At 61.5% G+C, this 23,306-nt stretch carries 21 protein-coding genes and 5 pseudogenes; 21 read left to right on the forward strand and 5 right to left on the reverse strand.

Annotated features, from left to right (window positions below):
• Positions 1-968: 968 nt before the first annotated feature.
• From BXE_RS27365 to BXE_RS27380, 5 genes and pseudogenes are all read left to right on the forward strand, one after another.
• The gene (locus BXE_RS27365; protein WP_011491376.1) at positions 969-2,060 is read left to right on the forward strand and encodes an alpha/beta hydrolase; all 1,092 of its coding nucleotides are present in this window, start codon (positions 969-971) and stop codon (positions 2,058-2,060) included.
• Positions 2,061-2,225: 165 nt separating this feature from the next.
• Positions 2,226-3,236: pseudogene (locus BXE_RS27370) on the forward strand (alpha/beta hydrolase).
• Positions 3,237-3,288: 52 nt separating this feature from the next.
• On the forward strand, positions 3,289-4,119 hold the full coding sequence (locus tag BXE_RS27375) for an SDR family oxidoreductase (RefSeq protein ID WP_011491377.1): 831 nt from the start codon (positions 3,289-3,291) through the stop codon (positions 4,117-4,119).
• A 237-nt stretch (positions 4,120-4,356) separates the two neighbouring features.
• Positions 4,357-4,614 (forward strand): annotated as a pseudogene (locus tag BXE_RS47340) (carboxymuconolactone decarboxylase family protein); the annotation flags it as partial.
• 81 nt (positions 4,615-4,695) lie between these two features.
• Entirely contained in the window at positions 4,696-5,103 is a 408-nt protein-coding gene (locus tag BXE_RS27380; protein ID WP_233519018.1) for a (R)-mandelonitrile lyase, read from the forward strand.
• Here BXE_RS27380 and BXE_RS27385 read toward each other — a convergent pair.
• A complete protein-coding gene (locus BXE_RS27385) occupies positions 5,091-5,984 on the reverse strand; it encodes a LysR family transcriptional regulator (RefSeq protein ID WP_011491379.1) in 894 nt (297 codons plus the stop codon). The two genes, BXE_RS27380 and BXE_RS27385, sit on opposite strands and share 13 nt — an antisense overlap.
• 89 nt (positions 5,985-6,073) lie before the next feature.
• Here BXE_RS27385 and BXE_RS27390 point away from each other — a divergent pair, with 89 nt between their 5' ends.
• The 6 genes from BXE_RS27390 (at position 6,074) to BXE_RS46985 (ending at position 10,036) form a co-directional block, all read left to right on the forward strand.
• The gene (locus BXE_RS27390; protein ID WP_011491380.1) at positions 6,074-7,063 is read left to right on the forward strand and encodes an aldo/keto reductase; all 990 of its coding nucleotides are present in this window, start codon (positions 6,074-6,076) and stop codon (positions 7,061-7,063) included.
• Between the two features lie 221 nt (positions 7,064-7,284).
• Complete coding sequence (locus tag BXE_RS47345; protein WP_233518969.1) at positions 7,285-7,458, forward strand: hypothetical protein; 174 nt, start codon at positions 7,285-7,287, stop codon at positions 7,456-7,458.
• A 28-nt stretch (positions 7,459-7,486) separates the two neighbouring features.
• On the forward strand, positions 7,487-8,341 hold the full coding sequence (locus BXE_RS27395) for an oxidoreductase (RefSeq protein ID WP_011491381.1): 855 nt from the start codon (positions 7,487-7,489) through the stop codon (positions 8,339-8,341).
• Positions 8,342-8,407: 66 nt separating this feature from the next.
• Positions 8,408-9,400 carry an aldo/keto reductase gene (locus BXE_RS27400; RefSeq protein WP_011491382.1) on the forward strand — a complete coding sequence of 331 codons (993 nt, stop codon included), beginning with the start codon at positions 8,408-8,410 and terminating at the stop codon, positions 9,398-9,400.
• Positions 9,401-9,483: 83 nt separating this feature from the next.
• Positions 9,484-9,768, forward strand: a complete 285-nt coding sequence (locus BXE_RS46980) for a hypothetical protein (RefSeq protein WP_049782268.1) — start codon at positions 9,484-9,486, stop codon at positions 9,766-9,768.
• Entirely contained in the window at positions 9,758-10,036 is a 279-nt protein-coding gene (locus BXE_RS46985) for a (2Fe-2S)-binding protein (RefSeq protein WP_049782269.1), read from the forward strand. The genes BXE_RS46980 and BXE_RS46985 overlap by 11 nt, the downstream gene beginning before the upstream one ends.
• Positions 10,037-10,046: 10 nt before the next feature.
• On the opposite strand, the gene istB is transcribed toward BXE_RS46985, so the two are convergent.
• On the reverse strand, positions 10,047-10,865 hold the full coding sequence (gene istB, locus BXE_RS27410) for an IS21-like element helper ATPase IstB (protein WP_011487989.1): 819 nt from the start codon (positions 10,863-10,865) through the stop codon (positions 10,047-10,049).
• A complete protein-coding gene (gene istA / locus BXE_RS27415; RefSeq protein ID WP_011487988.1) occupies positions 10,862-12,355 on the reverse strand; it encodes an IS21 family transposase in 1,494 nt (497 codons plus the stop codon). Before istA ends, istB begins: the two co-directional genes overlap by 4 nt.
• Before the next feature lie 165 nt (positions 12,356-12,520).
• On the opposite strand from istA, the pseudogene BXE_RS44570 reads away from it, so the two are divergent.
• The 3 genes and pseudogenes from BXE_RS44570 to BXE_RS48235 form a co-directional block, all read left to right on the forward strand.
• A pseudogene (locus BXE_RS44570) lies at positions 12,521-12,715 on the forward strand ((2Fe-2S)-binding protein); the annotation flags it as partial.
• Positions 12,716-12,834: 119 nt separating this feature from the next.
• Positions 12,835-13,539: pseudogene (locus BXE_RS27420) on the forward strand (FAD binding domain-containing protein); the annotation flags it as partial.
• 281 nt (positions 13,540-13,820) lie between these two features.
• Positions 13,821-13,979: an IS3 family transposase gene (locus BXE_RS48235; protein ID WP_407668639.1), complete on the forward strand. Its 159-nt coding sequence runs from the start codon at positions 13,821-13,823 to the stop codon at positions 13,977-13,979.
• Positions 13,980-14,178: 199 nt separating this feature from the next.
• On the opposite strand, the gene BXE_RS27425 is transcribed toward BXE_RS48235, so the two are convergent.
• Together BXE_RS27425 and BXE_RS27430 are read right to left on the reverse strand one after the other, a co-directional pair.
• On the reverse strand, positions 14,179-15,021 hold the full coding sequence (locus BXE_RS27425) for an IclR family transcriptional regulator (protein ID WP_011491384.1): 843 nt from the start codon (positions 15,019-15,021) through the stop codon (positions 14,179-14,181).
• A 201-nt stretch (positions 15,022-15,222) separates the two neighbouring features.
• Positions 15,223-16,092, reverse strand: coding sequence for an amidohydrolase family protein (locus BXE_RS27430; RefSeq protein ID WP_011491385.1), 870 nt, complete (start codon positions 16,090-16,092; stop codon positions 15,223-15,225).
• 262 nt (positions 16,093-16,354) lie between these two features.
• Between BXE_RS27430 and BXE_RS27435 the strand changes: the two genes are divergently transcribed.
• From BXE_RS27435 to BXE_RS27465, 7 genes and pseudogenes are all read left to right on the forward strand, one after another.
• Positions 16,355-17,692, forward strand: a complete 1,338-nt coding sequence (locus BXE_RS27435) for an acyclic terpene utilization AtuA family protein (protein WP_011491386.1) — start codon at positions 16,355-16,357, stop codon at positions 17,690-17,692.
• Positions 17,689-18,015, forward strand: a complete 327-nt coding sequence (locus tag BXE_RS27440) for an AtuA-related protein (protein ID WP_011491387.1) — start codon at positions 17,689-17,691, stop codon at positions 18,013-18,015. The genes BXE_RS27435 and BXE_RS27440 overlap by 4 nt, the downstream gene beginning before the upstream one ends.
• A 60-nt stretch (positions 18,016-18,075) precedes the next feature.
• Complete coding sequence (locus tag BXE_RS27445; RefSeq protein WP_040124845.1) at positions 18,076-19,464, forward strand: MFS transporter; 1,389 nt, start codon at positions 18,076-18,078, stop codon at positions 19,462-19,464.
• Positions 19,465-19,659: 195 nt separating this feature from the next.
• Positions 19,660-20,739, forward strand: a complete 1,080-nt coding sequence (locus BXE_RS27450; protein ID WP_233518968.1) for a porin — start codon at positions 19,660-19,662, stop codon at positions 20,737-20,739.
• 103 nt (positions 20,740-20,842) lie between these two features.
• Positions 20,843-21,646, forward strand: coding sequence for an SDR family NAD(P)-dependent oxidoreductase (locus tag BXE_RS27455; protein ID WP_011491390.1), 804 nt, complete (start codon positions 20,843-20,845; stop codon positions 21,644-21,646).
• Between the two features lie 55 nt (positions 21,647-21,701).
• A complete protein-coding gene (locus BXE_RS27460) occupies positions 21,702-22,226 on the forward strand; it encodes a carboxymuconolactone decarboxylase family protein (protein ID WP_011491391.1) in 525 nt (174 codons plus the stop codon).
• Positions 22,227-22,284: 58 nt separating this feature from the next.
• Positions 22,285-23,217: pseudogene (locus tag BXE_RS27465) on the forward strand (3-keto-5-aminohexanoate cleavage protein).
• The last annotated feature ends 89 nt before the right edge of the window (positions 23,218-23,306 follow it).

A 23,306-nucleotide genomic window follows, 5' to 3' on the forward strand; every position in this document is an offset into this window, starting at 1 on the left:
ACCGACGTACATCTTCGCATTCAGGGGCAAACGTGGCGGCATTATCAAGTGCCTCCATCGGCGCGGTGACGGAACGCGCCGATGTGGCCACGCAGGAAGTTCTCCATCCGCGCCTCAAGGAAGAAAGCGCAGAGTAGATATCGCGAGAATAAGGCAGCACAATCACGAAGACCAACAGTGGCCCGCGTGCGTACCCAATCTCGACATGACTGAATTGATCCCAGTCGCCCCGCCTCTGTTCGCTCGGCCGTGTACGCTGGCGTAAAAAGCCTTCGGCAAGGGTCTCGGTCGATACAATTCGATCAGGTGCCGAAGGGGCGTCGGCGCGCCCACATACCACGCTCGCGCACCATCGAGTGCTGCTGACAGGCTGTGAGCGACGGGAACTTCGTCAGGATCTGCCGGGTGAGACTTGATCATTGAGATACGCGGTGGCGGTCGGTGGCGGGGCAGAGCGCTCCCGTTGTTACGGGTGCGCCAGCACTACTGCTGCTTTGCCTGTGTAGAGGCTCGGAACGTTTTTATCCGGGATCGCATGTATCGGGGGGAGTGGGTAAGTGCACCTTCGCGTATCGGGCTATTAGCATGGTGACTCCGGATTTGAAGTTGTGTCAATGGGAGAGCCTGTGGAACGCCGACACCTCGGTGATGCCGCATCCGCTCAGTGGCGAAATCAATGCCGTATTGCGGGCGGACACTTGCAAATTCGCGCGCGCGCCCCGAGTTGTACTGTCAAGAGAGAGAACGGATGGGCAAATATGCTGCATACGGCGGTGGTTTTTGCTCGGTGACGCAGCACCCCGACGTCGCACGGGACTCGAGCGTGTACCTCCGCTCGAAGTGGCTTGCTTGCAATTCTGCAAATCTCATTTATGTGAAATTGATATTGGTTCTATCCGACTGGAGATCTTTATTGATCAATAGCTGCACGATACATTGCGTTCAGTGATTTCAGGTTGAGGCAATCCATGAGCCAGTGTGTCGTCCACAGATTCTGGTCCGCAATCAGCGGGGGCATTATTTGTTCCGCTCTGTTCGCCTGTGCTGTCGCGAGCGCTGCCGATCAAAGTCCGCTGGTCATCAAGGAGCAGGGGAGCTTCGCCGCTGGCGGCACGGCGACGACAGCATCGGGAACCTTCGATCCGCGCAAGCCGTTGGAACCCGCCGGGCAGAGTTACCACGGCGATCACGCATACGCTTTCTACGAAATTCCCGTGAACGCCCGGAACTATCCGATTGTCATGCTGCACGGTGCCGGTCAGTTTTCCAGGAGCTGGGAAACCACAGCCGATGGCCGCGAAGGGTTTCAGACCATTTTCCTGCGCCGCAGGTTTGGCGTGTACCTGGTCGATCAGCCGCGTCGCGGTGATGCCGGTCGCGGCATGGTCGGGACGACCATCGAGCCGACGCCCGACGAGCAGCTCTGGTTCAATCAATTCCGCATCGGGTTATGGCCGAACTGCTTTGCGCATGTGCAGTTTTCTTGCGATCCGGAGACCCTGAATCAGTTCTTTCGCGCAATGACGCCGAATACCGGACCGTTCGACGAGAATGTCATCTCGGATGGTATTGCGGCCATCTTCAGGAAGATTGGTCCCGGCATTCTGTTCACGCATTCTCAAGGCGGCGGTCCCGGCTGGCTCATCGCCATCAAGAACGCAAACGTCAAAGCCATCGTGGCCTTTGAACCAGGCAGCAGCTTCGTCTTCCCTGAGGGCGAAGTGCCGCCGGCGATACCGAGTGCGTTCGATACCGTCAAGGGCGAGGCCGTTCCCATGAGTCAGTTCATGGCGCTGACGAAAATTCCCATTCTCGTCATCTACGGCGACAACATTCCCGATCACCCGGTTGACCTGCCCGCCCAGGACAGTTGGCGTGCGCGGTTAGAGATGGGGCGGTTGTGGCGCGACACCGTGAACAAACATGGCGGCGACGTGACTCTGGTGCATCTGCCGGACATCGGCATCCGGGGCAACACACATTTCGCCTTCTCTGATCTGAATAACGTCCAGATTGCCGATCTGGTGTCGAAGTTCCTTGCGCAGAAGCATCTGGATTAATGCGCTTGGCCCGACCCCTCGCAAAGTCCTGCGAAGCCATCAATCTCAAAGAACAGGATAGGAGTTCAGGTTCAAATGAGCGATGAAGTCGTCAACAAGAACCGGCGCGAATTCCTCGGAATGTCCGCGCTTGCTTTCTCATGTGCACTGACAGGAGTTCCAGCAATGGCTACCACGGCTGCAGCAACCACCTTTGACTACAAGAAGAATCCGTTCACGCTGGTCTATGAAGGCGCGATCACGAAGGACGAACCGGGCTAGGTCAACATCCACCCGGTCAATTACGATCTCAACGGGCTGAACATCGTCGCCAACGTCTATACCCCGGCCCACTACGATCCGAAGAAAAAGTACGCCGCGATCGTGGTCGCGCACCCCAATGGCGGGGTAAAGGAACAGACCGCGGGCCTCCACGCCCAGCGTCTGGCCGAACAGGGCTACATCACGATCGCGATGGATGCCGCGTATCAGGGCGGCAGCGGCGGCGAGCCGCGCAGCACGGACAAGCCGCAATTTCGCACAGAGGACATCCACGGCGCGGCCGATTTCATCACCCGCTATCCGGGCGTCGATCCCGAACGCCTAGGGCTGCTCGGCATCTGCGGCGGCGGTGGATATTCCCTGAATGCGGCCAAATCCGACAAGCGCTTCAAGGCGGTGGCAACGCTGAGCATGTTCAACTCCGGGCGCGTTCGCCGCAACGGCTTTGCGGATTCGCAGTTGAACACGATCCAGCAACGCCTCAAACAGGCCTCGGACGCGCGCGCTCAGGAAAAGGCCGGCGGAAAGATCCTCTACGCCGGCGACGCCGACATGACCGACGCGCAGATCGCCGCGTTGCCGTTCGAGATGTACCGGCAGGGCTACCAGTACTACTGGCGCACCAACGCGCATCCCGGCTCGACCTTCAAGTACACCATGAGCAGCCTGGTCGATCTGATGCGCTGGGATGCCACCGATCAGATCGACCTGATCGAGCAGCCGCTGTTGATGATCGCCGGCAGCAAGGCCGACAGTCTCTACATGACCGAAGACGCCTTCGCCAAGGCCACCGGCACGAAGGACAAGGAGCTGTTCAAGATCGACGGCGCCACGCACATCGAGACCTACTGGGTTCCCAAGTACGTGGACGCCACCATCGGCAAGCTGACGCCGTTCTACGCGAGAACCTTGTGATCCCGCGTGCCCTGCATCGATTCACCCTACAACTGCTGCCTGGAGGAAGCTGATGACGAAGCGTCCTGATAACCTGGACTCTATGGTGGTCGTCCCACCCGCCACCGTGCTGGCCGTCGGCGCCACCGGCAGCATCGGCCGCCTGGTGGTGGCCGAGGCCCTCCGGCAGGGATACGCGGTTCGGGCGCTCGTCCGCGACGAAGCCAGGGCGCATCGTGTTCTGCCGCCGGAGACGCAACTGGTCGTCGGCGAGGTCACGTCGCAAGAAGGCCTGGCCAAGGTGGCCAACGCCGTCGATGCCGTTGTCTTTACGCTGGGTGCAGGAAGCCTGCGCGGCGAGCGTGCCGAGGCGGTCGACTATGGTGGCGTGCGCAACGTGTTGATGGCCCTCGGACATCGCAAGCCACGGATCGCGCTCATGACAGCCATTGGCGTGACCAAGCGTGAAGATCCCCGGTTGGGCCCGCTCGGCGGTCATGACTGGAAACGACGCTCCGAACGCCTGGTGCGTGCCAGCGGCTGCGTCTACACCATCGTCAGGCCCGGCTGGTTCGACTACAACGAACCCGATCAGCAACGGCTGGTGTTAGTGCAGGGCGATACCCGCTGGGCCAGCGACACGAGTGATGGAGTTGTCTCACGCCTGCAGGTCGCCGAAACGCTCGTGCGCAGTCTTTCAACACCTGCTGCCGCTTTCAGGACCGTCGAGCTGGTGACAGAGCGCGGGCCCGCGCCCCATGATTTTGAGGCATTGTTTGCGCCGCTGACCGCCGATCCACCCGGTGCCGTGGACGGTGTGCTGGACGTTGACAACATGCTGCCCGAAAAAGAGCCCGCGCGAATTCGGGAGCAACTGGCCGCGCTGCGCGCCGCCGCGCATTGAAATTTTTTACTCTGATGCCGCCCAACAAGCGTTCACGTTCCCGGATTTGAGCAGTACGGAAACGGCATGTGAATATGAAGGAACACGATGAAATCATTTTCACGAGCGATGGCGCTGTCGGCTGCCATTCTGGCTCATGGCGTAATCACTCCAGTTCATGCTCAGGAAAAGGTATCCTCCATGTCCGAAAAATCTGCACCTGGCAGTATTCAGCAACCGACCCGGGCCCAGCAGTTGATGGGCGACATCGACCCCAAGCTTGCGGAACTCACGGACAAGGTGCTGTTCGGCGACGTCTGGGAGCGCAAACAGCTCTCCAAACGCGACCGCAGCCTTGTCACCGTTGCCGCGCTCATCTCCCTCAATCGCCCCGACCAGCTTCGCTCACACATGGCACTGGCCCTGCAGAACGGCGTGACCCGAGAGGAACTGGTCGAGACGATCACGCAGCTTGCTTTTTATACAGGCTGGCCCAATGCCGTTTCGGCTGTGCCGGTCGCCAGAGACGTATTCAGGGCGGCGGACGCTGCGGCGAGCCATCCCGATCAGGGCGCGCAAGCTCAGGACGATCGAACGATCACAGTCATACACGCGGGCTCCCAGCCTTCCACCCACGGATCTGCCGACCATTTCACCGGCTCGGTACAGGTGGATTCACGGTTCCAGGCGCAGGCGCCCGCGCGCAGCGGTGGTGGCATCGTGACGTTCGAGCCAGGTGCACGTACAGCCTGGCACACGCATCCATTGGGACAGACGCTGATCGTCACGGCCGGCATCGGACTCGTTCAGCAGTGGGGTGGTCCGGTCCAGGTCATCAAACCCGGCGATATCGTCTGGATTCCGCCGGGGGTCAAGCACTGGCACGGTGCCACGCGCACGTCGGGCATGACGCACATTGCCATCGCGGAAGCACTTGACGGGAAATCGGTTGACTGGATGGAACTGGTGATGGATGCGCAGTATCTGGGAGGTCAGCCAAGGTAACGCAAGGCGTCACGCAACACCGTGAAGGCGGGTGAGCTCTGGCGCCGGCTCGGATAGTAGAGGTGGTATCCGGGGATCGGTGGGCACCAATCGGAGAGCACACGTACCAGTACGCCTTCCCTGACATGCGCCTTCACGAGATCCTCGGGCATGTAGGTCAATCCCAGGCCCCTCAGGGCCGCGTCCAGGCGCATGGCGATGTTGTTGAAGACAAGCTGGCCTTCGACACGCACCTTCAGCTCTTCCCCTTTTTTCTCGAACTCCCACGGGAAGATGCCGCCGTAGGTCGGCAGGCGGATGGCAATGCAGTTGTGCCGGATGAGATCGCGCGGCGTTCGGGGGCGCGGATGCCGGGCGAAGTAGTCAGGAGAACCGACCACAGCCATCCGCACTTCCGGACCGATGCGCACCGCGATCATGTCCTTCGCGATCTGCTCACCCAGCCTGACACCTGCGTCGTAGCCCTCGGCCACGATATCGGTCAGGCCGTAGTCCACGATCACCTCGACCCGGATGTCCGGGTGATCCGGCAGGATTTTCGCGAGCGCAGGCTGCAGGATCGTGACCGCCGGATGTTCGCCAGCCGTGATGCGCAACCTGCCTGCTGGCTTGTCCCGGAACTGGCTGAGCAGCGCCAGTTCGGTGTCGATCTCTTCGAACCGGGGAGCCACCACACGCAGCAGGTGCTCGCCCGCCTCCGTGGCCGAAACGCTACGGGTGGTGCGCGCCAGAAGCCGGATGCCCAGCCGCTCTTCCAGTTGCCGCATGGCCCGGCTCAATGCGGGCTGCGACATGCCGAGCCTGGCCGCCGCACGGGTGAAGCTGCGCTCGCGCGCCACGACCGCAAAAATCGCGAGCTGGTCGTAGGCTTCGATCGACATTTATACGCTCCCGTTATGAACCTTTTCCGATTATGCCATCTAGTGTCCTCAATCATTCAGGGATAGATTTACCTTTACCGGAGGACATCATGAAGACGCGCAAACTCGGCAACAGTCAACTTGAAGTATCGGCCATCGGTCTGGGCTGCATGGGCCTGAGCCACGGTTACGGGCCAGCGATGGACAGGCCGGCAGCGATTGCACTGATCCGTGCCGCCGTGGACCGGGGCGTGACCTTTTTCGATACCGCAGAGGTCTACGGCCCCTGGCTCAACGAGGAGGTGGTCGGTGAGGCGCTCGCCCCGACGCGCGACAAGGTGGTGATTGCCACCAAGTTCGGCTTCACCTTCGGCGACGATAACAGGCAGCAGATCCTCAACAGCCGGCCGGATCACATTCGTTGGGCTGTGGAAGGCTCGCTCAAGCGCCTGCGCACCGACGTGATCGATCTGTTGTACCAGCACCGTGTCGATCCCGAGGTGCCAATCGAGGATGTGGCCGGCACAGTCAGGGACCTGATCGCCGAAGGCAAGGTCAAGCACTTCGGCCTGTCCGAGGCGGGCGCGCAAACCATCTGCCGCGCCCATGCGGTACAGCCCGTCACCGCCGTACAAAGCGAGTATTCGCTGTGGTGGCGCGAGCCCGAGACGGAGATCCTGCCGACTCTGGAAGAGCTTGGAATTGGCTTTGTGCCGTTCAGCCCGCTGGGCAAGGGGTTCCTGACGGGAGCGATCAAGGAAGGCACGACCTTCGGCAGTGACGACTTCCGCAGCATCGTGCCGCGATTCTCGCAGGAAGCGCTGCAAGCGAACCAGACGCTGGTGGACCTGCTCGGCCAGATTGCCATGGACAAGGGTGTGACATCTGCCCAGATCGCACTTGCCTGGCTGCTGGCGCAGAAACCGTGGATCGTGCCGATCCCTGGCACCACGAAATTGCACCGGCTGGAAGAGAATCTCGGCGCCGCGTCGGTGGAACTGTCCGGCGACGATCTGCGCACGATCACCAGAGCTCTTGAACAGGTCGAGGTTCAGGGCGACCGTTATCCCGCCGCGCTGCAGGCGCGCGTGGGACGGTAGGTCAGGATTCGGCCTGCCATGCCTTATCCCGAGGATTATCTGGAGACCGTTGAGCAGGCGCGGCAGGAGCGTGACAGTGCCCGTGAGCGCGCGCTGGAAGTCATGGTCTCCAGCATGGTGGACTACGGACGCGGTGTTCCTGGGCTTCCCCGTCTGGGGGGGAGACCGCGCCGCCGGTCATCCGGGCCTTCCTCTCTGCGCACGATTTTTCCGGCAAGACCTTGATTCCCTTTGTCACCGACAGCGGCTATGGACTGGGGAGTAGTCGCTCCATACTGGCCAGCCACGCACCGAAAGCGCGGCTGCCCCCGGGCTTTGTGATGGAGGAAGATCAGGAACGGCGAACCATGAATCAGGTAAACGACCGGCTCAGCGGAATCCGGGCCAACGGGTAAGTGGCTTAACTATTTGGGAGCAAATCACATGACGACATGGATGATTACCGGGTGTTCAAGCGGCATTGGCCGTCACCTTGCGCAAGCGGTATTGCAGGCGGGCTTCAACGCGATCGTAACAGCCCGCGATCCGCAGTCGATCCAGGACATCGTGGCGGCCTATCCCGACACGGCCGTTGCCGCCGCACTGGATGTGACGAACCGCGCTCAGATCGATGCGGCGGTCGAACTCGCGCACACCCGGTTCGGTGGCGTGGATGTGTTGATCAACAATGCCGGGCATGGTTATCGCGCGGCCGTCGAGGAGGCCGATGAACAGGAAGTCGAAGCCTTATTCAACAGCAATTTTTTTGGTGCGGTCTCCGTAATCAAGGCGGTCCTTCCGGGCATGCGGGCCCGTCGGGCCGGCACGATCGTGAATGTCTCCTCCATCGCCGTGTGGCTTGGGATGCCGGGCTCGGGTTACTACTCGGCGACCAAGTTTGCGCTCGAAGGTCTGTCGGATGCACTGCGTAAAGAAGTCGAGCCGCTCGGGATCAAGGTGATGGTGGTTGAGCCCGGCGCTTTCCGCACGGATTTTGCTGGCAGATCGCTCCAGCAGGCAAAAGCGTCCATCCGGGACTATGCCTCCACGGCAGGCCCGAGACGAAAGGAGAATGACAGGACCGATGGTACCCAGCCAGGGGATCCGGTACGCGCAGCAGCGGCCATCGTCAAGGCCGTAACGGGTGAGCACCTTCCGTTTCGCCTGTTGTTGGGAACCGATGCGGTCCAGACCGTAAAAGCCGAACTCGAGGCAAGGCTCCAGGAAATCGAAGACTTGAAGCAATTGAGCAGGAGCACGGACTTTCCAGATGAGCGGACGCCACCGAGCGAGCAATAGCCACCGTCTGTAAAGGCTTGCGTCAACCGTCTGGCACGAGCCACCTCAACGATCAGGAGTAGAGCCATGAAAACCCGCAAACTGGGAAACAGCCTGGAAGTTTCCGCCCTCGGTCTGGGCTGTATGGGCATGACTGCCGTATACGGGCCGCCCGCCGACAGGCAGGAGATGATCAGACTCATCCATGCCGCGCATGATCGCGGGGTGACCCTGTTCGACACCGCCGAGGCCTACGGCCCGTTCGCGAATGAAGAACTGGTTGGCGAGGCCCTGCAACCGATCCGCGACCAGGTCGTCATTGCCACCAAGTTCGGCTTTGATATCGACCCTGAGACCGGCAAGCGCGGAGCCGGCACGAACAGCCGGCCGGAGCACATCAAGCTCGCGGTCGAAAAAATGTTGCGGCGTCTGCGCACCGACCGCATCGACCTGCTGTACCAGCACCGTGTCGACCCGGCTGTGCCGATCGAGGATGTGGCTGGTGCGGTCAAGGAGCTGATTGCCGAAGGCAAGGTCAAGCACTTCGGTCTGTCCGAGGCGGGCGTGAAGACGATCCGGCGCGCCCATGCCGTCCAGACCGTGACGGCAGTACAGAGCGAGTATTCGCTGTTCTGGCGCGGACCGGAACTGGAGCTGCTGCCGGTGCTGGAGGAGTTGGGTATCGGTTTTGTGCCATTCAGCCCGCTGGGCGCCGGCTTCCTGACCGGCAAGATCGACGAGAACACCACTTTCGATCCGACGGATTTCCGTAACAACGTGCCACGCTTCTCGCCCGAAGCGCGCAGGGCCAATATGGCGCTGGTCGAGGTCGTCAAGTCCGTCGCCGATCGCAAGGGGACCACACCAGCGCAGATCGCTCTTGCGTGGCTCCTTGCCCAGAAGCCCTGGATCGTGCCGATTCCCGGTACCACCAAACTGCACCGCCTGGAAGAGAACCTGGGCGCCATCGATGTCGAACTGACAGCGGATGATCTTGGCGTGATTGACGAGGAGGTATCGAAGATCCAGGTCCGCGGCGAACGCCTCCCCGAGGCCGCGCTGAAGATGACCGGCCACTGAGATCTGGCGGGCGGCGCCGGTCAGGATTGCCAATCCCCCCGGCTTTCCCCACTCACATTCCGCTGTCGCAGAAGGAGTCGAACATGCAGGACAGAGTTCCGGATTCAGAAAGCACTCACCAGCACGAAGGTTCGAGCGAGGCGGCACACCGGCCGTCCCGGCGCAATTTCCTGAAGATCGGCGTGGTCGGCGCGACGGCGGCGCCCTGGCTGTCGCCGGCCGGTGCCGCCACGCGCGCCGACGAACCCACGCCCGTGACCGACCCAGGCAAGCCGGCGCAAGGCGAGCATCGCATCCGGTTGAACGTCAACGGTCAGGCACACGCTCAACGTCCCTTCGAACGCGATCCTGCTCGACGTGCTACGTGACCGGCTGCAACTCACGGGGACGAAGAAGGGCTGCGACCACGGTCAATGCGGCGCGTGTACGGTGCACGTGAACGGCACATCGGTGAACTCCTGCCTTTCGGTGGCGGTTCAGCACGAGGGTGACCGGATCACCACGATCGAAGGACTGGAGCGCAGTGGCGAGCTTCACCCCGTTCAGCAGGCGTTCTGGGAACAGGACGCCTATCTAGACGGCGTCAAGCAGCACGGCCGGTCAGCGACAACTATCTTGGCCGGTCGACGGGTTTAGTTGTCGCTGGCTAATTCATAATTGTCGCGCCTCCCTCGTAATTGTCGTCGGGTAATTGTCGCCGGCGAGCGCTCTGTTTGTCGCTGGCCTTACGACGGCGATAGCTTTCGACGTTCAGCTCGAAGATCGTCGAGTGATGGACGAGCCGGTCGATGGCTGCGACCGTCATACCGGGGTCGGGGAACACATCATTCCAGCCAGAGAACGGCTGATTGGCCGTTATTAAAAGACTTTTGCGCTCATACCTCTCGGCAATCAGTTCGAACAGCACACTGGTTTCGGCCTGGTCCTTGCGCGCGTACGACAGGTCATCCAGAATGATGAGATCGAAGCGATCGAGCTTCGCAAGCGCGGATGGCAATTGCAGGCTCTGGCGTGCAGCCTGCAGCTTCTGGACGAGTTCACTGGTGCGCGTGAACAGCACCCGGTAGCCAGCGTCGATCAACGCGTGTCCGATGGCTGATCCCAGATGACTCTTGCCGGCGCCAGGCGGCCCGAACAGGAGAATCGTGGCGCCTTTCTCCAGCCAGGATTCTCCGGTTGCCAACGCAGTGACATGCGCCTTCGAGACCATGGGCACCATGCCGAAGTCGAAGGTCGCAAGTGTCTTTGTCGGGTCCAGATGTGACTCGGTTCGGTGGCGCTCGATACGTCGTTTAGCTCGTTCAGCCAGTTCGTGCTCGAGCAATGCGCCGAGTAGCCGGGTGGCCGGCCAGCCTTCCTTGTCAGATCGTTCCGCGAACTCGGGCCACAACCTGCCGATGGTCGGCAAACGCAGCTCGTTGAGCATCAGGGCCAGACGGCCGTTGTCATGGGCGGGAGCGTTCATGCTGCCACCTGGTCGAGCAGTTCGTCATAGATCGCCACGGGTGGCATGTCGACCACCACTTCGGGACACAAGGCCTGACGCGGCGCGAACTCGTCGCGCAACTGCTTCAGATCGGGCAGCTCACCGGCTGCAAGCAACGCTTCAAGCCGTTCGGCCAGCACCGCTTCAACACCGTGGTGCCCCGCGAGTTCTAGCAGGCCCACCATGCTCTTGCAGGCCAGACGTTGCGACAGTTTCCCCTCGAGCTGCTCCCAGGTCCGGCGATAGGCTTCGCGAGGAAACAGGGCATCACGAAACGCAAGCCCCTTGAACGCCTGCGGCTTGCGCCTGAGTGAGTCAATGAAGTGTCGGTAATCAAGCGCGTGGCGGTTGTCGGCTGCACGGGAGCCTCGCGGCGTACTGTGCACCAGTGCGCCTGACAGATAGCAGTCGAGCCGGTCTCCGTAGAGACGCACCTTGAGGCGATGGCCGATCAGGCGCGACGGCGCGCTGTACAGGATGCCCCGCACGGTGAAAGTGCTGCAACGGGTCACGAGCGCCTCTTCCTCGGCGAAGTCAGTGGTGCGGCGTTCAGGCAAATCCTGCAACTGTGCACGCTCAATGCGAAACGCCGCAGCGTTGCGCCGGTTTCGGCGCATCACCACCTCACGGATGAATTCATCGTAGGCCACCCGGTCCGCGAAGTCGCGATGGCCGCGCAGCATCAGGGCCTGGTCGACCGCTTCCTTCAGATATCGATGCGAGGATTCCACGCTGCCGTTCTCGTGACCGAGACCGCGATTGTTGCGCGTACCCTCCATGCCGTAGTGATCGAGCAGCGCCGCGTAACGCGTCGTGAAGTCCTGCTGTTCGGTCAGGTTCTTGAAGGCGGCCGACAGACTGTCAGAGCGATGTTCGCGCGGGCAGCCACCTGCCTGCCACAGCGCGTTCTGCAGTCCGGCCGCGAGAGCTTCGAAACTCTCGCCGCCTTCAATCACATTCGCGTACTCCCAGCGCGAGAACGCCAGCACGAAGTGATACAACCGGTGGCCGAATGGCGCACCGCCAATCGTCACGCAGAGCTTGCTCATATCGGTGAAGTCCGACAGTCCGCGCACGCCGGGTTGATGCTCCTGGGGGAAGAACACCTCCAGATTAGGCCCTTCGAGTGCCCGCCACTGACGAATACGTCGCTCCAGTGTGCGACGCATGCTATCGGGATAACGATCCGGATGATCATCCTGCAGCTTGCGCAAGATCGTGATGCCCATCAGGTTGGGCGCGTTGCGCAGCCACGGTACGACTTCGCTGTCCCAAACGTCGACGAAGGGATCAGGGCGGGTCCGCCATGATTGACGTGGCTTCTGGGACGGCAGCGTGGCATCGCGCTCGATGCGTCGCGCCGTACGCACGCTGATGCCGGTCTTGGCGGCGGCGACTTCCTGCGAATGACATTTGCGCTTGTTCATGTAGAGACAAACCTGTTGGTCGGTAATGCGGGTTCCAGACATGAGCTGACCGCTTCTTCTTTAAGCTTCGATCAGCCCAATCCTAAAGCCCCGCCGACACAGCGCTGCCGGTGGCTCGTCGTCTCCGGCGGCTTCGCCGCCTACGACTCCTCACCACCGGCCAAAGCAATCGTCAACGACCGGCCAAGATAATTGTCGCCGCCCACCTATCAGTGCGGCTACTGTACTTCCGGCCAGATGATGAGCGCCGTGGCAATACTGCGTGACCCCAGCATTTCCGCCGACGACGCCAGTGTGCGCGAGGCGATGAGCGGCAATATCTGCCGCTGTGTGGCCTACAGGAATATTCTGGCAGCGATCCAGTCCGCGCGCGCGAAGATGAAGGAGGTGCCCAATGCGTAACTTCGACTACGTGCGTGCGAACTCCGCCGGGCAGGCCGTCAACCGTCACGCAGCCGCCCAGCAGCCGTCGTATCTCGCGGGCGGCACGACGCTACTGGATCTCGTCAAGCATCGACGTGATGCAACCGGATCAACTCGTCGATATCAACCGCTTGCCGCTGCGGCAGATCGAGACCTTGCCGGATGGGCGTTTGCGGATTGGTGCACTCGTGACGAATACCGAACTCGCGCGTCATTCGATCGTGCGCACGGACTATCCGGTGCTCTCGCAGGCGCTGCTTGCCGGCGCGTCGACCCAATTGCGCAACAAGGCGACAACCGGCGGTAACGTGATGCAGCGCGTGCGCTGCAACTACTTCCGCGACGGCGTGTCGCCTTGCAACAAGCGCGAACCGGGCTCGGGCTGCTCAGCCATCGGCGGACACAACCGCAGCGTGCATGCCGTGCTCGGCACGAGCGCGCAGTGCATCGCGAGCCATCCCTCGGACATGTGCGTGGCGATGACGGCAATCGGCGCGCGCGTCACCGTACAAGGTCCGAATGGTTCGCGCGAGATCGATTTCGGCGAGTTCCATCTGCTGCCGGGCGATACACCGTGGAAGGAACATGCGCTGCAGCCGCATGAGTTGATCACGCACGTCACGCTCGATGCGCCGCCTGAAGGCAGCCGCTCAGGCTATCTGAAGCTGCGTGACCGCGCGTCCTACCAGTTCGCGCTGGCCTCCAGCGCCGTGATCGTGGTGATGAATGGGCCGCGCATTCGCGAGGCGCGCATTGCGATGGGCGGCGTGGGGACCAAACCCTGGCGCGCACGCGAGGCGGAAGCGTTGCTCGTGGGGCAGAGCGCGTCGATGGACGTTTTCGCGCATGCTGCAAGCGTGGCTTTTCGCGACGGCAGAGCGTTGTATGGAGAAAGCCACCCGCGCCCGGTTGCGATCTCCCGCGCGGCTGTCAGCTTCTTACGGCCCATGATGGTCGAGCGGTCGATATCCCGGTCGGAGTCACCCTGGCGCATTCGCACCAGAACCTGTCGATATTGGTACATCTCGAACTTCCTCTTCAAGCCACCGAGTGGAGCAAATGCGTGCCGGCAGAGTAGCGGTTGGTGAGGTTCGAGTACTTCCATCTCACGGACTTCGAAGACGTCGACGCATTAAGGACAGGCCTGGAGGGCTACATCGACTACTACAACCGGCACCGCATCAGATCGAAACTTGGTGGACTGAGTCCCGTGGAATATCGAATGCGAGCGGGAAAAAATTAACGCTTCAACGTCCAACTCTCGGGGGGCAGTTCATCCTGGGGGCGGTTCAGTCCGTAACATGCTACGCATCTGAACCCAGATCGAAGTGACAACCATGGCATCCGTTCCGCCACGCCGCAACCAAGAAAAAAGGCAGCGTAAAATTTAGTTTTTTAGGGCGACAAGCTTAAAAATCCCGCATGGTTTGCGTTAGGTTTGGTTAGGTCGTCACCGCGTCATTGGTTTCTTTGCGAGGGTATGGCCCTGCATAGCCAAGCTTTCTCGAGATGTCTTCTCCTGTACGCTGCGCCAGTTCACGGATACGCGATTCCTCCGGGCGAAGCCGGTAGGTCGGTCCGGTGACGCTGATGCCCGCCAGCATATATCCGGCTTCGTTCCAGATCGGCGCTGAAATTCCGCTCATACCCTCGAACATGCTCTCATGCGAGATCGAGATACCGTTCTGCCGGATCCGCTCCAGTTCCGCGAGCAGGTCGACCTCGCTGGTGATGGTCTGCGGGGTGAAGGCTTCCAGCTCGTGGTGCTTCAGATAGGTTCGCGTCCACTCGACGGGCTGATGGGCGAGCAGCAGTTTGCCGATAGAACTCGAGTGTAGCGGGCGTCGCAGTCCGATAGCCATGGAGAACCGGACCGGCTTGCGCGTCTCGATCATCTCGATGGTTTCGGCAAGCGCTTCGTCCTGAACAAGAATGCCGATCTGCACCGTTTCGCCGGTGTCGGCGAAGAGCGCCTGCAATGCGGGGCGCGCGGTAGGCAGAAAGCGTTCTTTCGCCGTGATCGCCGCAGCGATTGCATAGGTCTCTGTGCCGAGTTGATACATGCCGGACACGTTGACGACATAGTTGGCCGCCTCGAGCGAGCGAAGCAACGTCAGCAGGCTGGTTTTCGGCAGGTGAGTCAGCGATGCCAGCCTGGCTAGCGACAGGCCGTTCGTGCTGGTCGCCAGTTCGTAGATCACCTGTAGTACCCGCGCGGGCGAGCGCGTCGTCTCGTATTGTTTGCGCGGGCTTATGCCTTCCGCGCCGGCCTTATGTCTGTTCATCACCGAGTCGTAGCGGAATCCAGGATTGACGAAGTACTTATGTGGCCGTGTCGAACGACGGGATACGGGCGTCCACCGCGGTTAGCGATGGGCGGCTCATTATAGCGGAAGCCGTTTTCCGGATGATCCGGAGCGACGCGCGCACCACCGCGCGACGGCATTGCCGTGCGGCGGTGCAAGAAGGTGGTTGGTGCCCTGCGGTCAGGCCTGCTGGTCCCGGAAATAAAGCTGCGCGGGATTGTCGACGAGAATGCGATGGAGCGTGGCCGGGTCCTGTGCCCATTGCGCGAGCCGGTTCAAGAGCTGGCCGTCGTCCGGTACTTCCTCCTGATATGAGACGTGCGGCCAGTCGCTGCCCCACAGAACGCGTTCCGGATTGGCGGACACGAGCAGGCGGGCGCGCGCGTCATCGGGTGAGAAACGCCATGCCGAAAGCTTGACCCAGGCCTTGCCCTCGGCGAGCAGGTCGAGAACGGCTCGAAAACCGGGCGACGCAGTCGAACTGTCCTGATACACATGCGCCATGTGATCGAACACGATGGGTACGGGCAGTTGCCGCAATTGCGGTGCCAGCGCTTCGATATCCTCCGAGTCGATAAAGAGCTGCAAGTGCCACCCGAACGGCTGGATACGCGCAGCGATTTCCGCAATCTCGTCGACGCTGGTGCCGCCCGCCACGACGCGCTGAAGCCGTACACCGCGTGCCCCGCGCGCATGCATGGCTGCCAGTGTGTCTTCCTCGACGTCGGGTTCGACGACGACCACCGCGCGTGTCTGTTCCCCCAGGCGCTCCGCCGAGTCCAGGGTGCATGCATTGTCTTTCGCGAAGAAGCTCGGCTGAACGATCACATTGCGTTCGACGCCCATGATCCGCTTCATCGCCACGTAGTCCTCCAGCGTCGACTCGGGCGGCTGCAGCGATCGGGTTTCGCGCAGCGGGTAGTGCTCGAAAGGTCCGACGATATGCATATGAGTGTCGCACGCTCCAGCCGGCATCCGGAAGGACGGCGGCGTGATGTCTCTGCGGAATCCCAGAGCGTTGGCGCGAGGCGGCGTTCGATTGATGGTCATGATGGTTTGGTGGTGAAAGGCCGGCTCGCGCCGCCCCGCACGGGTTGAGTGGCGGCCCCGGTGCCAGCCGTGGTCTTGTTCGTCCGGAAAAAACGTCTTCCTCGGCGGACCGTGTTTCATCATGCTATTTGTTCCGATATAGGAAGTCAAATCTGATTTCGGAACAAATCTGCTTGACTCTCCATGAACTTTTCACGTTTAATGTTCCGAAACGCGAACGTAACTGTGTTTTTCGGAACGCTGTTGTAACTGGAGAGGTGACATGGCAGGACAAGCATTGCGTATCGGTGCTGGAGCGGGGTTTGCCGGGGATCGGATCGACCCGGCGCGCGATCTGGCCGAACGCGGCAATCTGGATTACCTGGTATTCGAGTGCCTGGCGGAGCGCACGCTGGCCTACGGGCACCTGCAGCGGTCGCGGGATCCGTCCCGCGGATATAACCCGTTGCTGGAAAAGCGGCTGGCCGCGGTGCTCCAGGCTTGTGTGCGAAACGGCACGACGATCGTCACCAACATGGGGGTCGCCAATCCGCGAGCGGCAGGGCAAGTCGCCATTGAGTTCGCGCGCAAGATGGGCCTTCGCATTCGCGTGGCAGTGGTCGAGGGCGACGACGTGAGCCGCCAGATCAACGATGCGACGGTGCTGCCGGAAATCGGCAGGACCGTCGGCGAGTCGGGGTTGCGCCTCGTCGGCGCCAATGCGTACCTGGGTGCCGAAGCGCTTCTTCCGGCGCTCGACACCGAACCTCATCTCGTGATCACGGGACGGGTGGCGGACCCATCGCTCTTTCTTGCTCCGCTCGCGCACCGTTATGGCTGGAAGCTCGACGACTGGACCACGCTAGGCGCCGGTACGGTGGTTGGGCACCTGCTCGAGTGCACGACGCAGCTGACTGGTGGCTATTTCGCCGATCCTCCGTACAAGACCGTGCCGAACCTGGCGTACGTCGGGTTCCCCTTTGCCGAGGTGGAGGCCGACGGACGTGCGGTCGTGTCCAAGCTCGAAGGCACCGGTGGATGCGTGACGGAACTCACTGTGAAAGAGCAACTGCTCTACGAAGTGCACGATCCGCGCGCGTATCTGACGCCCGATGTGACTGCGGACTTCGCGTCCGTGCGGATCGGGGAGGCCGGTCCCGACCGCATCGCTATCAGCGGCGCGACGGGACGGGCGCGGCCCGACAGGCTGAAGGCGATCGCCGGCTTTGACGGCGGATTCCTCGCCGAGGCTGAGTTCAGCTACGCCGGCCCCGGCGCGGTCGAGCGCGCGCAGCTTGCGGCGGACATCGTCGAAGAACGCATGCGCCACGTCCACCACTGCAAGGAACGTATTCGTCTCGACCTGATCGGCGTGAATGCACTGCATGCCACCGCGGTCCGGCGGGAGGCCAGCACTCAGGACGTGCGTCTGCGAGCGGCGATGCGCACGGGCGACGGCGAAATGGCGCAGACGCTTCTGGCGGAAGTCGAAAGTCTTTGGGTCGCGGGGCCCGCGGGCGGTGGCGGTTATCGTGGCAACGTCAATGCGTCGGTCACGACGCATGCCGTGTACGTCGATCGCGATTCGATCGAACTCAAGGTGGAGGTATTGCAGTCATGAAGAGAACCGTTCTGCTCCGGGAGATCGCTTCGGCCCGTACCGGCGATAAGGGCAACGTGTCCTGTGTGTCGGTGTGGCCTTACGATCCGAAGCACTATGAGGACATCAAGGCGTCTCTCACGCCGGAGCGAGTCGCGGCGGCTTATCCGGATCTTTTCCGGGGCGCGGTCGAGCGCTTCGAGGTCCCGGCGCTTCACGGCTTTAACTTCGTGCTCCACGACGCGTTGGAAGGAGGCGTCAATGCCTCGCTGAATCTGGACTTCCACGGCAAGTCGTTCAGCTTCCTGCTGCTGGACTTACCCGTCGAGGTGAACGACCAGTGAGATGCCCGAGGTCAACGGTCGGCCATGGAAACCCATAAAAACGAATTCAGGAGACAAACGATGCAGAACACGGTTTATGCCGCGACGCGCCTCGACAGGTTACCGTTGAGCTCTTTTCACTGGCGTCTCTTTTTCCTCATCGGTGCCGGTCTTTTTCTCGATGCTTTCGACGTTTACCTGGGCGGCGTCGTTACCGGAGCACTGCTTAAATCGGGCTGGTCTACGCTGGAGCTCAACGCGTGGTTTACGACGCTCACGTTCGCCGGCCTGACCATCGGCGCATGGTGCGCAGGCATACTCGGCGACCGTTTCGGCCGGCGCTTCTCGTACCAGCTCAATCTGCTCATCTTCGGCGGTGCCTCGCTGGCGGCGGCCTTCGCGCCAAGCATGACGTGGCTCATCGCGCTGCGCTTCATCATGGGAATCGGCATGGGCGCGGAGATCGTCATCTCGTACGGCATGCTGTCGGAGTTTGTGCCGCCACGCTATCGCGGCCGACTACTCGCGGCGCTTTCACTGTTCGCCAATTCGGCTGTCTTCGTCGCTTCGCTCGCCAGCCTGTGGATCATTCCAACCTTTGGCTGGCGCTATATGTTTGCCATCACGGGCGTGGCCGCGACCATCGTCTGGGTGATGCGCAAAAAAATGCCCGAGTCGCCGCGCTGGCTCGTGAGCCAGGGGCGCTTGGAGGAAGCGGAAGCCGTGCTGGACGGCATCGAGACGTCGGTGGCCAAGCGCCATGTTTTACCTGATTATCTGCGCGAAGATACGGTTCGGGCTGAAACCGTTCCGCTCAGCGTGCTGTTCAGGACGCCGGTACTGTGGCGCTCAATTGTCGGCTCACTGATCATGGTGACGATCGGATATAGCGTCTACGGGTTGATCAATTGGTTGCCATCGTTTTTTGTGCAGCAGGGTTTCAATATCGTGAAGTCGCTGACCTATAGCACGGTCATGTCGCTCGGTGCGCCCGCTGGAACGGTCATCGGCATTTTCATCACGGACCGGATGGGCCGCCGCCCGGCGATCATCGGCGCGACGCTCGCGACCGCCGCGATCGGGCTGCTCTATCAGCACGCGGCCTCAAGTGCCGAGTTGCTGACTGCAGGTTTCTGTCTCGTAGCAGGCATCTACGTTCTCGTGGCGGTCGGCCAGGGGGCTTACGTGCCCGAATTGTTCGCCACGTCTTACCGTTTGCGCGGCAGTGGTGTTTGCGGTACGGCGGGTAGGGCCGCAAGTGCGCTTTGTCAGTTCTTTGTGCTGTGGCTGTTCACTGTGGGCGGTGTGAACATGGTGGTGGGTTCCGTAGTGGCCGTTCAGCTACTGCTGGCCCTGGCGGTTTGGCTGCTGAAGATCGAGACGAGTGGGCTGCGCCTCGAGCAGACGGTGGAGACCGGCATCAGTACGGGGACGCAGGAGCGGCACAGGACGGTCGACATCAGCCACTGAAATGACATGCCGGCAGTAAAAGACGTGCCGGCATGTTCGTAACTGAACGATATTGCAGACGAATTGCCATTCCATTCGGTTAGTCATCCGAATCATGTATGTCGTGTGCGAGATCGATTACGGATGCTTTTAAAAAAACCAGAACACTGGAGACGGAGAGTTGCAATGAGGAGAACGTGCATAGTTGGTGCGGCGATGTTGGGTCTGTATGCTTCATCGGCGTGGAGCCAGTCGTCGGTTACCCTTTACGGATTGATCGATGAAGCGATCCGGTATGACAACCATCAGACGCGTGACGGCGGTCACAACATCACGATGGGAGCGGGCGGCGCGATTCTGGGAAGCCGGTGGGGATTGCGGGGCATCGAAGATCTGGGCGGCGGCACGAAGGCGCTCTTCACCCTCGAATCCGGTTTTATCGCGAATACCGGTGCCATGGCGTTTCCGACACCGGGCGGGCAGACACGCGAATTCGGCCGGCAGGCGTTCGTCGGGTTGTCGAAGCAGGGATGGGGCACGTTGACGCTGGGCCGGCAATACCTGCTGGCTTATCTGATGGGTGCCTCGCACGACACGTTCGCGTTTGCCAACTATGCCGCGACCTGGGGATTCCAGGCGGCGGGGCTGGTGGGTGGTGCGCGGCTCGACAATACCGTGCAATACAGCTCGGAAAGCTATCACGGCTTCAGGGTGAACGGCGCTTATACGTTCGGCGGCGTGGCGGGCGACACGCATCGCAATTCATCGCCGGCGGTGAGTGTCGCATATGACGCGGGCGCGCTCAGCGTGGGCGCGGTGTACCAGATCGTCAACAACATCGGCGGTGCGGTGCCCGCGAATACCGCGTACGGCAATACCTATTTCGGCATTGGCATTCCGGACAGCACGCAGAAGCTGTTCATGCTGGGCGCGAGCTGGACCATCAGCCAGGCGACGCTATACGCGCAGTACATCTACAGCCACGTGTATCCGGCCGATTACCGGAACGATTCGATGTCGCTGGGCGCGTCCTATCGGTTCAATCCTGCGTGGGAGATTCGCAATGCCGTCTATGTGGACGTGCTGCACCATGCGTCAGGAGAGGGCACGAGAATCACGACAGGGCCGATCCTGTTCTACCACCTCTCGAAGCGGACCGATCTGTACACCGGATTCAACTACAACCACCTTAGCGGGCAGTGGACGCAACTCGCGTCGACCGCCGGATTTACGCAGTCGTTCAACGGCTCTAACTCGCTATTCGAAGGCGTTCTGGGGATGATCCACCGGTTTTGAGCGAGGGGCGTGGACGCAGGCACACGCGGCCTTTCGTGCCGGGTGCGATCCTGCCCGCACGCTCCGGTTTTTGTGTGTATGCAGCGAATCTACAGGAAGCGCAATGAACTCAGGAAGATTGAGAGACAGGGTCGCACTCGTCACAGGGGCCGGATGCATTGGTCCCGGTTGGGGCAATGGCCGCGCGATCGCAGTGAGGTTTGCCGAGGAAGGCGCGCACGTCGTCGCGATCGACCGGAATCTGGCATCCATGGACGAAACGCTTGAATTGATACGGCAGGCGGGAGGGAAGGTCACACCGTACGAATGCGACGTGACCGATAGTGCCGCCGTCGAGCGCCTGGTCGCGGATATCGTGGCGCGTTCGGGGCGCATCGACGTACTGGTGAACAACGTGGGGGCGCCCGCGCCGGGCGGCCCGGTCCAGTTGAGCGAAGCGCAGTGGGGCGAGCAGCTGGAACTGAATCTGACGACGACGTTCCTGATGTGCCACCACGTACTGCCAGTCATGGAAGGGCAGGCCGGCGGCTCTATTGTCAACATCGCATCGACGTCCGGCATCCGCTGGACGGGCGCCGCCCAGGTCGGCTATGCGGCAGCCAAGGCTGGCGTTATTCAGTTCGCGCGCGTGGTGGCGGTCGAATATGCGTCGAAGAACATCCGGGCCAACTCCGTGGTGCCGGGTCTGCTGTACACCCCGATGGTCGATACGACGATCGCCCGCAACCAGACCGGCGGCGATCTCGAACTGCTGCTCCGCAAGCGCAAGGCACGTATTCCTCTGCCGTTCATGGGCGACGGCCGCGATACGGCCAACGCGGCGCTGTTTCTCGCGTCGGACGAGGCCCGCTTCATCACCGGCACCGAGATCGTAGTCGACGGCGGCATGAGCGCGCGTTGCGACTGATGCGAAAGCGGCTTATCGGCGCTTCGCATTTTTTCTATTCAACACGGGGGCTTCAATGGCACGTATTCCCTATCCCGATCTGGGCGCGGCCGACGCCGGGCTCATCGAGCGCATCGTCGCCGGGCGCGGCCGGCTGCTCAACCTTTATTCGATGCTGCTGCACAGCCCGCCCGTATGCGAGGGGTGGCTGTCGTTTCTGACGGCGATTCGCCAGAAATCCGCGCTTGAGGCACGGGTGCGCGAACTGGTGATCATGCGCATCGCGGTCGTCAACGCCGCCGACTATGAGTTCGAGCAGCATCGTCCTATCGCTGTTTCGGTCGGCGTGACGCTAAGCGAGATCGATGCATTGCGCACCGACGATCTGGAAGCGTTCAGCGAAGGCGATCGCGCGGTTCTCAGGTACTGCGACGCGATGACGAAGAACGTGCGTGTGCCGGACGAGATCTTCTCCGCGGTGCGCAGGCACTTCAGCGACCGCGAGCTCGTCGAGTTGACGGCGACGGTGGGCGCTTACAACCTGGTTTCGAGGTTTCTCGAAGCGCTTCGGATAGACCATGACGATGAGCGTGTTGCGTAGGGGAGAGCGGCTGCGCGTGCCAATGCGTCCACGCGAAAAAACTGCTGAGGAAGTTTCCATGAAGAAAACATCGAAAGTCATCATTACCTGTGCTGTTACGGGCGCCATCCATACGCCCACCATGTCGCCGTACCTGCCCATCACGGCGGGCGAGATTGCACAGGCGGCGGTGGAAGCGGCCGAGGCAGGCGCGGCGATCGTGCATCTGCATGCAAGGGATCCGGTTGACGGGCATCCGACTCAGGACCCGGACGCGTTTGCCGCGTTCCTGGGCGAAATCCGGCACCGGTCCGATGTGGTGATCAACCTCACGACCGGCGGTAGTCCACACATGACCGTGCAGGAACGCCTGCGGCCCGCATTGCACTGTCAGCCCGAACTGGCGTCGCTGAACATGGGATCGATGAATTTCGGACTGTATCCCATGCTCGACCGCTACAAGGAGTGAACCCACGACTGGGAACGGGAACATCTGGAGAAAAGTCGAGACCTGGTATTCCGCAACACGTTCGCCGATATAGAGGCAGTTCTGGTCTCCTGCGGCGCGGGAGGCACGCGGTTCGAGTTCGAGTGCTATGACACGTCGCACCTGTACAACCTTGCTCACTTCGTGGACCGGGGCCTCGTCAAGCCACCGTTTCTCGTGCAGAGCGTGTTCGGAATTCTCGGCGGCATCGGCGCGCATCCCGAAGATCTTGCGCATATGAAACGGACCGCGGACCGGCTCTTCGGGTCCGACTACGTGTGGTCGATACTCGGAGCGGGTCGGAACCAGATGCGCCTTGCCGCCATCGGCGCGGCCCAGGGAGCCAATGTGCGGGTCGGTCTCGAGGACTCCCTATGGGCTGGACCCGGCGAACTCGCTCGAAGCAATGCTTGGCAGGTCAATCAGATCCGCACGATTCTGGCGGGTCTTTCTCTTGACGTCGCGACCCCAGCAGAGGCGCGCGAGATCTTGGACCTGAAGGGCGCGGAGAACGTCCGGTTCTAGGCGACGTTGATGGACAGACGCACTGGCGGCCGGTACCGGCGGTTATTGCGCGGCAATCATGGAAAGCACTCGGCGTCGCGAATGACCCG

This window comes from Paraburkholderia xenovorans LB400 (assembly GCF_000013645.1).
GTDB lineage: Bacteria > Pseudomonadota > Gammaproteobacteria > Burkholderiales > Burkholderiaceae > Paraburkholderia > Paraburkholderia xenovorans.